Below are 14,289 nucleotides of genomic sequence, written 5' to 3'. Positions count from 1 at the left end.
ATGCAGGTGGTGCAGATCGAGGAGATCGCCAGCTATGTCGATTTCCTCCGGAACGACAAGGACGAGGCCCAGAACCTTTTCAACGATCTCCTGATCGGCGTCACCGAGTTTTTTCGCGACAAGCGGGAGTTCGAGGTGCTCGAGAGCCAGATCATCCCGAAGATCTTCGAGAACAAGGCAATGGGGCAGCAGGTTCGCGTCTGGGTGCTCGGTTGCGCCACCGGCGAAGAGGCCTATTCGATCGGCATCCTGCTGCGGGAGCATATGGCGACGCTGGACTCCGCCCCGCAGGTCCAGATCTTCGCGACCGACATCGACGGGCGGGCGCTCGCGACCGCGCGTGTCGGCCGCTACCGCACCAATATCGAGCATGACATGAGCGCCGAGCGCCTGGCGCGCTGGTTCGTGCGCGAGGGCGATACCTACTGCGTGGTCAAGGAGCTCAGGGAGATGTGCATCTTCTCCCAGCACAACGTGATCAAGGACGCGCCGTTCTCGAAACTCGACCTGGTGTCCTGTCGCAACCTCCTGATCTATCTCAACGCCGAGCTGCAGAATCGCGTCATCCCGCTGTTTCACTTTGCGCTGCTGCCTGAGCGCTATCTGTTTCTCGGCAATTCCGAGAACGTGACGCGGCATCCGAAACTGTTCGCGCCGGTCGATCGTCGCGCCCGTATCTTCAAGAAGCTGGATACCGGCACGCGGCTGCCGCCGGAGTTTCCGATCTCGACCACCGCGGGCCGCGTTCCGGTCGAGTTGCCCTCGGTTCGTTCGTTCGGCCCCGACGTCGGGCTGGAGCGCCGCGCCCAACGTATCGCCGAGCGCTACGCCCCGGCCTATGTGATCACGGACGACAACTTCCAGATCCTGCATTTTTCCGGTCGCACCGGCCGCTATATCGAGCCGACGGCGGGTGCAGCCTCGCTCGACCTGCTCCAGCTCGTGCACCGCGACCTCAGGCTGGAGCTCCGCACGGCGCTCAGCCGCGCGGCCGAGACCGGCGAATCCGCCCAGGCCGAGCAGGTCCAGCTCGGCGTCAACGGCCACCGTGTGCTCGTCGATATCGCCGTGGAGCCGATCCAGGATGGCCCGGACGGAGACCGCAGTTTCGTCGTGCTGTTCAAGGATGGACCGGCGCGCGGGCTGGAGGCAAGCGACAGCGGTTCGGGCAGTCTGGTGCGAACCGAGCATGTCGAGCGGCTTGAGAGCGATTTGCGCGCCACTCGCGAACGCCTCCAGGCGACCATCGAAGAGCTTGAAAGCACCAACGAGGAGCTGAAATCCTCCAACGAGGAGTATCAGTCGCTCAACGAGGAGCTGCAGTCGGCGAACGAAGAGCTCGAAACCTCGCGGGAGGAATTGCAGTCGGTCAATGAAGAGCTGACCACGGTCAATGGCGAACTCGCCCACCGCGTACAGGAGTTGACGCGCGCCACCAGCGATCTCAAGAATTTCCTCGAAAGCACGCAGATCGCGACCGTGTTCCTGGACAACGATCTGCGTGTGATGAACTTCACGCCGGCGATCACCCAGATCCTGCATCTGGTCGAGACCGATGTCGGCCGCCCGATCGCCCACATCAAGGCCCGTATTCCGATCGAAGAGCTCTACGACGATGTCCGTCGCGTGGCGCGCACGCTCGCCAGCGCCGAGCGCGAGCTGCCCGCGCCGGACAGCGGCACGCGCTATATCGTCCGAATCCTGCCCTATCGCAGCATCGACAATTTCATCGCCGGCGTGGTCGTCACCTTCATCGACGTCACCGCGATCACGCGCGCGGAGGAGCGGCAGCGGCTGCTGCTTGCCGAGTTGCAGCATCGCGTCCGCAACACACTCGGCGTGGTACGTTCGATCGCTCGCCGATCGGCCGAGACCAGCTCCACCGTTGAGGAGTATTCCGCGCATCTCGATGGCCGCCTGAATGCCTTTGCACGGACGCAGGCGCTGGTGACGCGCGATCCCGAAGGCGGTGTCGATCTCGAATACCTCGTCGTCGAGGAATTGCTTGCCTATAATGCCCGAGAGGGCGAGCAGATGCGCGTGTCCGGCCCCGCGGTTCGCTTCCAACCCAAGGCCGCAGAGACCTTTGCGCTGGCGATCCATGAGCTTGCGACCAACGCGCTCAAATACGGCGCGCTCGGCCACCCCTTGGGCCGCCTTGAAATCTCCTGGCGCATCGATGAAGCCGCCGACTCGCCGCGACTGCTGTTCGATTGGCGCGAGCGAGGNCCGCCGGTCATTCAGCCGACGCGGAAAGGCTTTGGTGCGGAGCTCCTGGAGCGGACCCTGGCGTTCGACCTGAAGGGGCAGACGACGATGTCCTTCAATGCTTCAGGGTTTCAGTGCCAGATTGCAATTCCCCTGAGCAAACGAACCTTTCACACGCCTTCAATGGACGGCTGATGCGCTCCCAAGGCAACGAAGGAGGATTGGCACAGGCGGTCGTTCGCCGCCTCAACCTGTTGCGGCCGTTGTCGGAAAGCGCTGTTGCGGCACTCGAGCGAGCCATTTCCGAGGGCCTGTTCCGGGCCGGTCCGGGAGAGGATCTGGTCGCTGAAGGCGATCCGATCGACAGCGTCAGGGTGGTGCTCTCGGGCTGGCTGTTCCGGCACAAGACGCTCGAGGACGGTCGTCGCCAGATCGTCAATTTCATCCTGCCCGGCGAGACCTGCGACGCGCATGCCTATCTTCTGCCTGCCATCGACCATTCGATCTCGACGGCGACGTCGGTTGCCTATGCCGAGATCAAACGCCCCCACTTCGAGACCCTCATGGCAAGCGAGCGCACGCTTGCCGAAGCGTTCATGTGCGAGACCGTTCTGAACAATGCAATTCAGCGGGAATGGACGATCAATCTCGGGCGGCGCGCGGCGCTGGAGAAGGTTGCCCACCTGTTTTGCGAAATCTACGAGCGGCTCCGGCCGGTCGGACATGCCGACGGCAATTCGTGCAGCTTTCCGGTGACCCAGATGGATCTGGCCGACGCGACCGGGCTTTCGGTTGTCCACCTCAACCGCACGGTCCAGGAGCTCAGGGCAGCCGGCCTGATCATCCTGCGAGAGCGGACGCTCACGATCCCGGATCTGGATGCGCTCAAGAGTGCGGCGCTGTTCTCGCCGGGATATCTGCAACTCTATCGCCAGTCCAAAGGCCCGAGCCCGCAGTAAGCTATTCGGTGCTGCGCTTCCACGCGCCGGTGCCCAGTTTGCCCGTGATCAGCGCCAGCGCGTCGTGAATCTCATAGGCACCGCCATCGCTGTAGCCTGACAGGCCCCTGGTTGCGTGCAGGGTCCAGCGGCCGTTCGCGGCCGTGATCGTGCCTTCATGCGCACGCGCCGAGCGCTGCGGCTCGGCATGGAATCTGTAGGTGCCTCGCCCATGATCTGCCAGATCCAGCGCGACTGGCCGCGGCCGCTCGACACCATGATCTCCCAGGTGCCGACCAGCGCCGGATCGATCACAGGCGACGTCGGTGCGGGGGACACCGCCGCCGGAAGCTGGCTTGGCGGCGGTGCTTGCCCGCTGCCATCAGCAGGCCGGCCGGCGAGATAGATCGCCTTGCGCGACAGCGAGCCATAGACGAACGGTTGCTGTGCGTTGCGCGTCGCCTCCATCACGTCGTCGCGGACGTTGCGGAACATGAAGGTGACCTCGACGCCCGGCGCCTCGATGTTGCGCAGCAGTGCCGCCGCAAACGGGCTGTTGCGCGCATCGCCATCGAGCGCCGTGGTGCCGTCGCGCGCGGCATAGGCGACGAGAACGTTGCCGACGGGCTCGATGCGGCCGAGCCCGCTCACGGGAGCGGCGCGCGTCGCGATCGACCTGTTCATCTTGGCCGCAAACGGATTGTTGCGGCAGGCGTCGAGAATGACGAGGCCGAGGCTCGTGGTGCTTGACACCTGCAACATCACGCTCTGCAGATTGACGGCTTCATTTGCCGCGTCCGTGTCCCGCTTCAGCTCGGCATCAACGGGGATCAGCCAGTTCTCGCCATTGATCTCCATGCCATGGCCGGCGAAATACACCGCCGCCATGTCGGCGCCGGCGGCCTCGCGCCCCAGCGCGATCAGGCCGCGCCGCATCTCGTCGAAGCTCGCATTCGTTGCCAGGGAGACCGTGAAGCCGAGCCGCCTCAGCGCCGCGGCGATGTCGCTGGCATCATTCGGCGGATTGAGCAGCGCGGGCACATTCCTGTAGGCGCCATTGCCGATGACGAGTGCGACGCGCTTTGCTTCAGCGGCTTCAGCCAAAGGCGCTACGTTCGCGAATGCTGACGCCGCAGCCAATCCTGAGACGAATTCGCGCCGGTTCATCCTGATCTCGCTGGATCGAATCCGTTTCGATCCTAGCGTATCCGGCGCAAGGGGGCCACGGGGCCGCCTCTCAGTTCGCCGCCAGCGCGGTCTTGGCGACTTCGGCCATCCAGCCCGATGCCACCGGGAGAATCGCGTCGTTGAAATCATAGCGCGGACCGTGCAGCTCGGCGCCGTCGCGCAGGGGCCCGTTGCCGATCCACACGAACGCGCCGGGCCGTTGCGCGAGGTAGTGGGCGAAATCCTCGCCGGCCATGCTCGGCGCGAGATCGCGCCGCACGGGCGCCCCCACCTTGTCCGCGGCCATGCGCGCAAGGCCCGCTTCCGCCGGCGAGTTGATCGTCACGCCGACCCCCATGACGATGTCGGGCGTGACCTTGACGTCAAAACTCGTGGCGATGCCGGCGCAGATCTCGGCAATCCGCGCCAGAATGATGTCCTTCACGGCATTGCGATGATGCCGCAGCGTGCCGCGGATCGTGACTTTCCCCGCGATCTGGTTGGGCGCAGTGCCGCCCTCGATGGTCGACAGCGAGAGCACGGCGGTGTCGAGCGGATCGATGCTGCGCGAGACGATTCCCTGCATTGCCACGATCAGATGGCCGGCGGCCATCACGGGATCGCGGGTCAGATGCGGCATGCCGGCGTGGCCCGCATGGCCCTCGATGGTGATGGTGACGCGTCCGCCCGAGGCCATGACCGCGCCGTCATGCACCGCGATGGTTCCGGCCTCGAGACCCGGCCAGTTGTGGAAGCCGAACACGCGCTGCATCGGGAAGCGCTCGAACAGCCCGGCCGCGACCATCGCGCGCGAGCCGCCAAACCCTTCCTCGGCCGGCTGGAAGATGAAATCGACGGTGCCGCTCCAGCTGGTGTCGGCGGCGAGCAGCGCGGCCGCGCCGAGCAGCGAGACGGTGTGCCCGTCATGGCCGCAGGCATGCATCACGCCCGGATGTTTCGAGGCGTAGCTGAGCCCCGTATCCTCGGTGATCGGCAGCGCGTCCATGTCCGCGCGCAGGCCGACGCGCCCCTCGGCCGATCCGCGCGTCAGCGTCGCGACGATGCCGTGGCCGCCGATGCCTGACACGAAGGGTATGCCGAGCTCGGTGAGCCGCTCCTGCACGAAGGCGGCGGTCGCCTTTTCCTGCAGGGATAGCTCGGGATGGGCATGCAGATGCTGGCGCCACGCGGTCAGTTTTTGATGCAGCTCGGGGGTCAAAATGCGGCTCTCTCTGATGGTGTCAGCTGTCACCACTCTAGTCGATTATCCGCACTTCGCATCAAGCCCGTTGGAATGCCTCGCGTGCAGCAACGCGTTCCTACGCCGCCAGCTTCGCCAGCCCGGTCCAGTCGAAGCCGATGCCGTGGCCCGGCCGGTCCGGCGCCAGCGCCTTGCCGTCCTCGAGCACCAGCGGATGCTCGATATATTTGTCCAGCCCGAAACCGTGCGCCTCGAGGTAGGAGCGGTTCGGGCAGGCCGCGAGCAGGTGCACGGTGATGTCGTGCGCGCCGTGGCTGGTGACGGGCAAATTGAAGGCCTCCGCCAGCCGCGCGATCTTCATGAAGGCGGAAACGCCGCCGCAATTGGTGACGTCGGGTTCGGGATAGGACACCGCGCCTGCGACGATGTAGTTCTTGAACTCCCACAGCGAGCGCAGATTCTCGCCCGCCGCGATCGGCACGCCGCCGGCCTGCATGATGCGCGCGTGGCCTGCGACGTCGTCGGGAATGACAGGCTCCTCGAGCCAGGTGAGGTCGTAAGGCACCAAGGCGCGGGCGGCGCGGATCGCTTCCTCCACCGTCCATTTCATGTTGGCGTCCGCCATCAGCGCAAAGCCGTCGCCGAGATGCTGTCGCATCGCCGCGACGCGCGCGACGTCGGATTTGAGATCGGGCCGGCCCACCTTCATCTTGATGGCGCGAAAGCCCTTGGCGAGATTGCCGTCGGTCTGCTTGAGCAGCGCCTCGATCGAAAGATCGAGGTCGATGCCACCGGCGTAGCACGGCACGCGCGCATCGAAGCCGCCGAGCAGCCGGTACAGCGGCAAATTCGCGCGCCGCGCCTTCAGGTCCCAGAGCGCAATGTCCAGCGCGGACAGCGCCAGCACCGTCGGCCCGCCGCGCCCGCCATAATGCAGGCCCCACCAGGCGTGGTGCCAGATCGCCTCGGTGTCTTCGGCCTCGCGCCCACCGACCAGCGGCGGAATCTCGCGCTTGAGGATATCGGCGATAGCGCCGCCATTGCGGCCGACCGTGTAGGTGTAGCCGACACCCTCCGCGCCATCGGCATCGCGGATGCGGCAGGTGATCAGCTCGAACGCCGACATGTCGCCATGCGTGGAGTCGGACAGCGTGACGGGGAGGGGAATCCGGTAGAGTCCGGTCTCGATATCAGCGATGCGCGGCATGTGGCCTCCCTGTTTTTTTCTTTTGTAGGGTGGGTTACACCCTACAGACTTTCACCGCATCGTCGCCAGCTGCACGGCCAGCGCACAGGCCCGGTCGTATTCGTCCAGATTGATCCACTCGTCGATCGTGTGCGCCTCGTTCTGGCCGGCGCCGAACGTCACGGTCGGAATGCCGTGGCGGACCATCCAGTTGGCATCCAGGCCGCCATTGGCGGCGCGGACGTTGGGCGTGCCGCCGACGGCAGACACGGCCTCGATCGCGCGCTTCACCACCGGCAGATTCTCCTTCATGCGGAACGGATAATAGTCGGTCTCGGCCTTGAACTTGACCTTGCCGGACTTGCCCTGCGCATTGGTCACCTTCTTGGCCGCCTTCTCGAACGCGGCCTTGTAGGCCTTGGTGATCTCCTTGAAGAATTTTCCGTCATGGCTGCGGCATTCGCCGCGCACATGCACATAGTCGGTGACGACATTGGTGGCATCGCCCGCGGGCCGGCCTTCGCCGCCGGTGACCGGGCCGACATTGCTGGTGCCCATCCGCGCGCTCGCACCCTTGCCCTTTACCACCTTGCCGAACCAGCCGCCGGCCTTCACCTCGGCGAGCGCCAGCGCCATGATCATGGTCGCGGAGATGCCGCGTTCCGGCGCGACGCCGGCATGCGAGGCGCGGCCGAAGATCTCGACGGTCCAGCGGTCGGCGCCGACAGCGCCGATCACGACATTGGAGGCCGAGCCGCCGTCATAGTTGAACGCCATCACCGGCGAGCCGAGCTCGTCCAGCTTGACGTGGCGCGCGCCATAGAGCCCGCTCTCCTCGCGCACGCAGAACAACAGCGTGATCGGCGGATGGTCGAGCTTCTGCTTCTCGAGCTCGGCCGCCAGCGTCACCAGCACGCCGCAGCCGCATCTGTTGTCGCCGCCGAGCGCGGTCCTGGCCTCGTTGACGATCTTGCGCCCCGATTTCTTCGGTTTCGCGCCGGCGCAGAGCGGCACCGTGTCCATATGGGTCATGAACATGATGCGCGGCTGGTTGTGCAGCGCGCCGCGGCCGGGCAGGTCGACGATGAGATTGCCGGTTTCGGTCGGCACGGGAATGCGGGTGTTGGCGTCATCGAGCCGGATCGCCTTGGCAGGCACGCCGCTCTCCTTCAGCGCAGCGGTGAGCTCACGCCCGATCGCCGCCTCCTGTCCGGTGACGCCTTCCACGGAAAGGAAGCGCATGAGACGATCGGTGGCGGCTTTGGTGTCGACAGGCATGAAGCATTCCTTTAATGCGCGGACTATAGGGTGGGTTAGCCGAAGGCGTAACCCACCTCTGGCTTCCGCAGTGACAGAAGTGGTGGGTTACGCCAAGCAGATGCGCTTTGCGCATCTGCAGGGCTAACCCACCCTACGAACTCGCCGAGGTGTAAGTCAAAAAGATCATCACGCCGATGAACAGCATCGCGGCCATGAACAGCAGCACTGCCGGCAGTCCCGCGACCGCCGCGACGGCGCCTGACATCGACTGCATCAGCGCGGTGCCGAGGAAGAAGGCGAGGTTCACCGCCGCCAGCGCCTTGCCCGCGACTTGCGCGTCGACCAGCTGCCGGCACATGCCGAACAGCAGCGGCTGCGCCGAGGTCGCTAGCCCGATCAGCACGAACAGCACGAGATCATATTGCGGCGGCATGACCTCAACGCCGAACAGCCATGCCACCGCATGATGCGGCGCGCCGAGCGCCATCAGCGTCGCCGCGAGACTGTGCGTGCCGGCCACCAGCTCGCGGCGGCGGCCGACCTTGCGGTCGAGCATGCCCATCAGCAGGGGACCCGCGATCATCGCCAGCGTGTAGGCGCCGAGCTGGTTGCCGGCCTCGACCCGCGACAGGCCCTTGACCTGCATCAGCCACGGCCCGCCCCACAATCCGCGCAGCACCAGCGAGGTCGCGAGCGACACCAGCGCCAGCGCGATCAATCCGCGCAACGGCCGCGACAGACCGAGCCTGAGCACCTCGATCATCTGCGCCAGCGGCGACGAATCGTCCTTGTGCTCGGCCGGCTGGATCGGCACCAGCACCAACACCGCGAGCGCCACCGCGATGCCGCCGGCTGCGGCGATCCAGAACCCGGCGCGCCAGCCGTAAGTGTCGACCACGAAGGCGAGCGGGCTCGCCGACAGCAGCATGCCGATATTGCCGATCGACAGGATCGCGCCCGACCACAGCCCGAAGCGCGCTGCCGACAATTGCTTGGCAGCCAGCGTCATCGGGCACATCAGCATGCCCGACGTGGCGACGCCCAGCAGCAATTGCCCGAACGCAAAACTCTCAGGTCCTGTCGCCAAGCCCGACGCGATCGCGCCGAACACGGTTCCCGCAAGCAGGCTCAGGGACACCGGCCGCACGCCAAAACGGTCCATCGCCGCGCCCACCGGGATCTGCGAGGCCGCAAACGCAAAATGATAGACCGAGGTGAGGCTCGCCAGCGCCTGCGGTTGCACATGAAAATCCGCCGCCATCAGATCGAGGCTGAGCGCGGGAATGGTGCGCAGCAGCGTGGACAGCATGTGCCCGCAGGCCAGCGCCACCAGCGCAAAGATCAGCGCGCGAGTGCCGTGCCCCGCGTCGTCATTGGCAATCGCATCCATCAGCGTCCCGTCCCGGCAAGGTTTTTGTCGGGTTACATGATCGGAGAGGGCATGCCAATGCCGCGAGGGGGCAGCTTATCGCATGGCCCGCCAGCGGTGGCGGCACGACGCTCCGGCGCCGCGCTCGATTGGAGCGTGCGCGTGATGCCGCAATCGATGATAAGCATGTGGCGGGAATATCATCTCGATCAGGGGGCGCAAAAATGATCGCGAGGCACGGACGGATCGTTCTTCTCGGTGCATTGGCGGCGTTCGCCATGTTTGGCACCGCTCACGCTGCAACCGTCGTCGCCCTTGGCGCCAGCAACGCGTTTGGCAAGGGCGTCTCGCGCAGCCAGGCCTATCCCGCACAGCTGGAAGCGCTGCTCCGTGCGAGAGGGCTTAACGTCCGCGTCGTCAATGCCGGCATCAACGGTGACACCACGGGAGGCATGCTGGCCCGGCTCGATCGCGTCGTTCCCAAGGGAACGAGCGTGGTGATCCTCCAGCCCGGCGGAAACGACCGGAGAAAGCTGGCCGCCGACAACACGCCCGAAATCCAGAGCCGGCTCGGCGCGATGGGAGTCAAGGTGGTCATGCTGCCGAACGGGATGCTGCACGGACTGCCGCATCAACCCGACGGGCAGCATCTCACGCCCGAGGGCTATCACATGCTGGCCGAGCAGCTGGCCGGCCAGGTCGCCGCGGCGCTCGGCAAATAGCGTTGGATCGTCTGTTGAGATCAAGGAGCTCAAGTCGGAACGGCCAGGCTGTTCGACTTGAGCGAAGCTCGGCTCGTTGCCGGTCGTCGCCGTTCAAGGCTTCGGAGCCGCTTGCATCTCGTGCCCCGGGCTGAAGCTGGATGCTCCCGGCTGCCCGGAGGGCGGGCTTGACGTTGCCGCCTGCATTTCGTGTCCCGGGCTGAAGCTGGATGCGCCCGGCTGCCCGGAGGGCGGGCTTGACGTTGCCGCCTGCATTTCGTGTCCCGGGCTGAAGCTGGATGCCCCCGGCTGCCCGGAGGGCGGGTTTGAAGTCGCCGCCTGCATCTCATGTCCCGGGCTGAAGCTGGATGCGCCCGGATGCCCGGAGGGCGTGCTTGAAGTCGCCGCCTGCATCTCATGTCCCGGGCTGAAACTGGATGCCCCCGGATGCCCGGACGGCGGGCTTGAAGTTGCCGCCTTCATTTCGTGTCCTGGGCTGAAGCTGGATGCGCCGGAATGCCCGGCATGGCCTGGTGAACCGTGATGTCCGGTATGCGAGTGCGAGCTCGAAAACACCGCTGAAAACGCCGCCTGTATTGCGTGCCCCAGGTGTCCCGGGCTGAAGCCTGAAGCGCCGTGATTCGTTCCATGCGAGTGCGAGCTCGAAGACGCTGCTTGCATCGCGTGCCCTGGAGCTGACGCCGAACTGCCGTGGCCGACTCCTCCCCCTCCGCCATGCCCTGCACCCGCGCCGCCGCCATGTCCCCCACCCATGCCAACGCCGGCTCCGACGCCGCCGCCTCCGCCAACTCCCCCTCCGGCGCCGCCGCCACCACCACCGCCGCCACCACCGCCGCCACCCCCACCACCGCCGCCAGCGAGCAGCGGTCCAGACGTTGCGATCAACAAGGCCGGTATGGCGGTTACTGCAAGCAGCTTGGCGAGCTTCGTCACGATGATCTCCTCTTCGCCATCGAATGTTGCGCACAAAGGGTGATTGATTAAGGCGAGCAGGTGCGTACGCGATTTCTGGCGTGGACTGTTACCCGAACGGCACATATTTCACTCCGTTCAGGAGTGCTCGGGGCATTGCTCTCCTCCGGCGAGCATTGCGCACAGGTAAAGCAGGCGGCGAGGGGCCCGCAGGTACCTGCTGATCGTGGGGGGGCCGGTGATTCTCTTTGGCCGCGCGTTAACGTGAGCGCGGCGCAATGACGTCATCTCCCGAAATCATTTGCCCGGCGCGATGCGCAGCCGGTGCAATCGATGCAGCTCCTTTGCGGCATCCTGCATCAGCCCGCGCGCCGCCTCGCGTTCCTGGCCGACGATGAAGCCCGAGGCGAAAGCCTGGGCGCGGCGGTTCGCCGGCGGGGCGTTCAGCGCGGCGTCTGTTGCCAGCTCGCGATGCGCCATGAAGTCGTTGAGCGATCCCAGCGCGGATTGAATCCGCTTCAGCCGGGACGAAAGATCTGCGAGCTGGTTCTGGTCGCGCTCGCGGTAGAGGCTCCCGAAGAAATCGATGCCATAGCGGATCTTCTTGATTCTGATGCGCAGCTTGTGGCGCTGGTCCGGAGCGAGCTCGCCGAGCCGTTTGCCCTGCTTGCGTGCCTTGTCGATGCGCCGGCCAAGCACCTGGGCCGCGTAGGCAGGGATCCCCGGGTCATCATCGGGACGTTGGCGCAGCGTTTCGATCCATTCGAGCACGTCGATCAGCAGGCGGCGGTAGCGCGCCGACCCAACCGCCTCGCCGGCGCGGCTGAACGCCGCGTTCCGCTCTGCGGAGAACCTGTCGCGAAGCGCGCGTGCGCCTCGCTTGGGGACACCCCGATCGGCGATCGGTCGAACGCTCTCGTTCACGAACACGTCGATCTCGCGTGCCGGCGCAAGCTCGCCTGTGAGCCATTTGAGCTCGGCCTTGATCCGCGCCGTCTGCGCGCGCGGCAGGACATCGGCAAACAGCGAAATCGCCGCCCGCAGCCGCCGCAGGCCCACCCGCATCTGGTGGACCCCTTCCGAGTCCATCTTCCGCACCGGATCGGCATTCGCCGTAATCTGTCGCAGCGTCGAATGCGCGATGGCCCGGAATGCTTCGAGGGCCGACATCGCGTGATCGAGCCGGATCGGCTCNCATGTTGTGCGCCGTCGCGCACGCCCGTGGCAAGCCGGTAACCCCGCTCGGCCTTCGAACGCAGATCGAGCTCGGCGCCGGTTTTGCGCGCGATGGTTCGCGCCATCTGGAACAGATCGCCGACACGGCCGGATTTTAGTTCCAGCTCGAGCTCGGCGATCGGCTGCGCGCGGCGTCTGGCGCCGATGCGGCCGCGGTCGACCGCAAGCTCGATCCGGCTGTTTCTGACACGGCGCGCCTGCGCGACGCGATGAACAATCGTTTGAAAAACCGGCCTCAGCTTGCGAGAAAGCTTCTTGCTCGCGAGCCTGTCGAGCGGCGTATCCCTGCTCTTCTCGAGATCGGGCTTTTCGCCGGCGACGTCCTGTTCCCATTCGCCGCGGGTTACGCCTCCCGCTCCGCCTGCCTTGACGGTCTGGATGAAGTGGTCCTCGATCTTGCGCACCCGAAGCGTGAGGCCGTGCCGCCGCAGCTTGTGCTTGCTCGTGTCGTAATAGGTCGAAACGAGCGTCTTCTCCGACCGGTCGCTGCGTCGGCCGCCGCGCAGGACCGACGCCAATTTTCGGGGCGCAACGCGGAATTTCAGTTCCGTTTCGGCATTCATCGGGCATGCCTCCGTTGCGGGATTCAAAGTGGCGCAACAACGAGAAGTTCCGAAAAACGCAGGGCAATGGCATATGGATTTCACGAGGATTGGTTCATCTCAGTGCCATCCCGGTCTCGATGCACCTCACTCGGCCGGAGGAACCAACCATTTTCGGAAGAATGCGAGCACGTCGGCGTTGAACTCGGCATGGAATACCCCGCGGTCGAAGCCGGGCGCATCCGCGCAGAGTTCGGGCCGCTCTTGGACCAGCGCCGGCGGACACAGGAAGAACGCGAAATGGCCGGCGTTCGAAACGACGCGATATTCGTGTCGGGCCGGAAGGTTTGCGTCCACACCGGCGACATCGTGGGGCAGCACGCCGTCCCCACCGCGTTCCGATGCCCAGAGTTGAACCGGCGCCTTGAGAGGCGCCAAACTCTCGGCAGAGAAGAAGATGGCCAGAGGATCGGCGAGCACCGCGGCCTTGATCCGCGGATCGTGCGTCAGGGGCTCCGAAGGATATGTCCTGCCGAGGATCTGTTGGCAGAACAGCGACTGCCCCCGGCGGCAATAGTTCGTGGCCGCTCCGGTCCAATCCGGATCGGCGCCGAGCAGCACAAGTCCGGTATAGCCGCCGCGCGAGAAGCCGAAGAAGCCGATTCTGTCTTGATCGATTTTCGCTGCGAACGGCGATGTCCCGATCATGAAGTCGATCAGGCGCTTGATGTCGGTGGGCCGCTCGACGAAGACCGAGAGATCGCCGGAACGGCCTGGATCCAGCGCGGTATCGCCTGGGTGATTGATAGCTGCAACGACGAAGCCGCTGTCGGCGAGCGCCTCGGCGGTGTCGCGATTGCCGAGAAACGAGGCGCGCCGTCCATGGGAAGCGGCGATCAGCGGCAGGTGGTCTCCTGCGAGCGGGCAATTCTTCACCCCTGGCAGGACGAAGACGCCGATACGAAGCTCTCCCGGCGGTTCGGCGCAGGGATACCGGACCACGCCGTGAATCGCCGGACCATCGGCGTCGGCGGGAATATCAATCGATCGCAGGCCGGCAGCCGGCGCCAACGTCGAATTGAGGCAGAAGGCGATGGCAGCGAGGAATCTGCAAGCGTTGACGGAAGCGGACATCGACGTCTCCTTCGTGTTGCGCAGGGCTGCTCGACTCGCGAAAATCCTACGGCACCCGCTTGATCTCGCCTGAGCCCGACACGTGCGAATTGACCCGCGCCACGGCGCCGTGCAGCTTCACGACGGCGCTGCCGGAGACCGAGATATCGGCATCCTGGCGTGGTGCGAGGTCGACGTCGCCGCTGCCGTGGATTTTCGCGCTGGCTTGTTCGGTGATCAGTCCGCCGAGATTGGCGCGGCTGGAGCCGGCGGAGTCGAGCGACACCTCGTGCGCCGTTCCGCTGGCGGTCATGGCGCTGCTGCCGCTCATGACAACGCGCAGCATGTCCTGCTTGGCATCGGCGAGCTTGAGCTTCGTGCTGCCCGACATGTTCACGCTGGTCTTTTGCGCGACGAGCCGGCCGAAATCGGCTC

At 65.5% G+C, this 14,289-nt stretch carries 12 protein-coding genes and 1 pseudogene; 4 read left to right on the top strand and 9 right to left on the bottom strand.

The window, feature by feature from the left end; translation table 11 throughout:
- Window positions 1–2,228: pseudogene (locus AOQ71_RS28265) on the top strand (CheR family methyltransferase); the annotation flags it as partial.
- A 174-nt stretch (window positions 2,229–2,402) separates the two neighbouring features.
- Complete coding sequence (locus tag AOQ71_RS28260; RefSeq protein ID WP_057753514.1) at window positions 2,403–3,167, top strand: Crp/Fnr family transcriptional regulator; 765 nt, start codon at window positions 2,403–2,405, stop codon at window positions 3,165–3,167.
- 48 nt (window positions 3,168–3,215) lie between these two features.
- Here AOQ71_RS28260 and AOQ71_RS28255 read toward each other — a convergent pair whose 3' ends face one another.
- The 5 genes from AOQ71_RS28255 to AOQ71_RS28235 all read right to left on the bottom strand — a co-directional run bounded on the left by AOQ71_RS28255 (window position 3,216) and on the right by AOQ71_RS28235 (window position 9,350).
- Complete coding sequence (locus AOQ71_RS28255; protein ID WP_162268412.1) at window positions 3,216–4,313, bottom strand: caspase family protein; 1,098 nt, start codon at window positions 4,311–4,313, stop codon at window positions 3,216–3,218.
- 70 nt (window positions 4,314–4,383) lie between these two features.
- On the bottom strand, window positions 4,384–5,532 hold the full coding sequence (locus AOQ71_RS28250; RefSeq protein WP_057753859.1) for an amidohydrolase: 1,149 nt from the start codon (window positions 5,530–5,532) through the stop codon (window positions 4,384–4,386).
- Window positions 5,533–5,632: 100 nt separating this feature from the next.
- Window positions 5,633–6,721, bottom strand: a complete 1,089-nt coding sequence (locus tag AOQ71_RS28245) for a mandelate racemase/muconate lactonizing enzyme family protein (protein ID WP_057753509.1) — start codon at window positions 6,719–6,721, stop codon at window positions 5,633–5,635.
- Window positions 6,722–6,772: 51 nt separating this feature from the next.
- Complete coding sequence (locus AOQ71_RS28240) at window positions 6,773–7,978, bottom strand: M20/M25/M40 family metallo-hydrolase (protein ID WP_057753505.1); 1,206 nt, start codon at window positions 7,976–7,978, stop codon at window positions 6,773–6,775.
- 133 nt (window positions 7,979–8,111) lie between these two features.
- A complete protein-coding gene (locus tag AOQ71_RS28235; protein WP_057753502.1) occupies window positions 8,112–9,350 on the bottom strand; it encodes an MFS transporter in 1,239 nt (412 codons plus the stop codon).
- A gap of 203 nt (window positions 9,351–9,553) precedes the next feature.
- On the opposite strand from AOQ71_RS28235, the gene AOQ71_RS28230 reads away from it, so the two are divergent.
- A complete protein-coding gene (locus AOQ71_RS28230; protein WP_057753499.1) occupies window positions 9,554–10,051 on the top strand; it encodes a GDSL-type esterase/lipase family protein in 498 nt (165 codons plus the stop codon).
- 690 nt (window positions 10,052–10,741) lie between these two features.
- Window positions 10,742–11,035 (top strand): hypothetical protein, encoded by a 294-nt coding sequence (locus tag AOQ71_RS46040; protein ID WP_162268410.1) that lies wholly within the window; start codon window positions 10,742–10,744, stop codon window positions 11,033–11,035.
- A 225-nt stretch (window positions 11,036–11,260) separates the two neighbouring features.
- Here the strand turns inward: AOQ71_RS46040 and AOQ71_RS48715 are convergent, their stop codons facing one another.
- The 4 genes from AOQ71_RS48715 to AOQ71_RS48705 form a co-directional block, all read right to left on the bottom strand.
- Entirely contained in the window at window positions 11,261–12,052 is a 792-nt protein-coding gene (locus AOQ71_RS48715; RefSeq protein WP_245317219.1) for a CHAD domain-containing protein, read from the bottom strand.
- A gap of 106 nt (window positions 12,053–12,158) precedes the next feature.
- On the bottom strand, window positions 12,159–12,762 hold a 604-nt coding region (locus AOQ71_RS48710; RefSeq protein ID WP_245317195.1), incomplete at its 3' end, for a CYTH domain-containing protein.
- A gap of 126 nt (window positions 12,763–12,888) precedes the next feature.
- Window positions 12,889–13,875, bottom strand: a complete 987-nt coding sequence (locus AOQ71_RS28215) for an alpha/beta hydrolase family protein (RefSeq protein WP_057753492.1) — start codon at window positions 13,873–13,875, stop codon at window positions 12,889–12,891.
- A 46-nt stretch (window positions 13,876–13,921) separates the two neighbouring features.
- Window positions 13,922–14,289 (bottom strand): GIN domain-containing protein (locus AOQ71_RS48705; protein WP_245317192.1); only part of this gene is annotated, 368 nt, incomplete at its 5' end.

Source organism: Bradyrhizobium manausense (genome assembly GCF_001440035.1).
Taxonomy (GTDB): domain Bacteria; phylum Pseudomonadota; class Alphaproteobacteria; order Rhizobiales; family Xanthobacteraceae; genus Bradyrhizobium; species Bradyrhizobium manausense.
This window is presented reverse-complemented; position numbering and strand designations above follow the sequence as displayed.

Excerpts from the sequence above, each read along its gene's own strand:
- AOQ71_RS28260 (WP_057753514.1), top strand. The coding sequence starts at position 2,403 with ATGCGCTCCCAAGGCAACGAAGGAGGATTGGCACAGGCGGTCGTTCGC.
- AOQ71_RS28255 (WP_162268412.1), bottom strand. The coding sequence starts at position 4,313 with ATGAACCGGCGCGAATTCGTCTCAGGATTGGCTGCGGCGTCAGCATTC.
- AOQ71_RS28245 (WP_057753509.1), bottom strand. The coding sequence starts at position 6,721 with ATGCCGCGCATCGCTGATATCGAGACCGGACTCTACCGGATTCCCCTC.
- AOQ71_RS28240 (WP_057753505.1), bottom strand. The coding sequence starts at position 7,978 with ATGCCTGTCGACACCAAAGCCGCCACCGATCGTCTCATGCGCTTCCTT.
- AOQ71_RS28235 (WP_057753502.1), bottom strand. The coding sequence starts at position 9,350 with ATGGATGCGATTGCCAATGACGACGCGGGGCACGGCACTCGCGCGCTG.
- AOQ71_RS28230 (WP_057753499.1), top strand. The coding sequence starts at position 9,554 with ATGATCGCGAGGCACGGACGGATCGTTCTTCTCGGTGCATTGGCGGCG.
- AOQ71_RS48715 (WP_245317219.1), bottom strand. The coding sequence starts at position 12,052 with ATGGACTCGGAAGGGGTCCACCAGATGCGGGTGGGCCTGCGGCGGCTG.
- AOQ71_RS28215 (WP_057753492.1), bottom strand. The coding sequence starts at position 13,875 with ATGTCCGCTTCCGTCAACGCTTGCAGATTCCTCGCTGCCATCGCCTTC.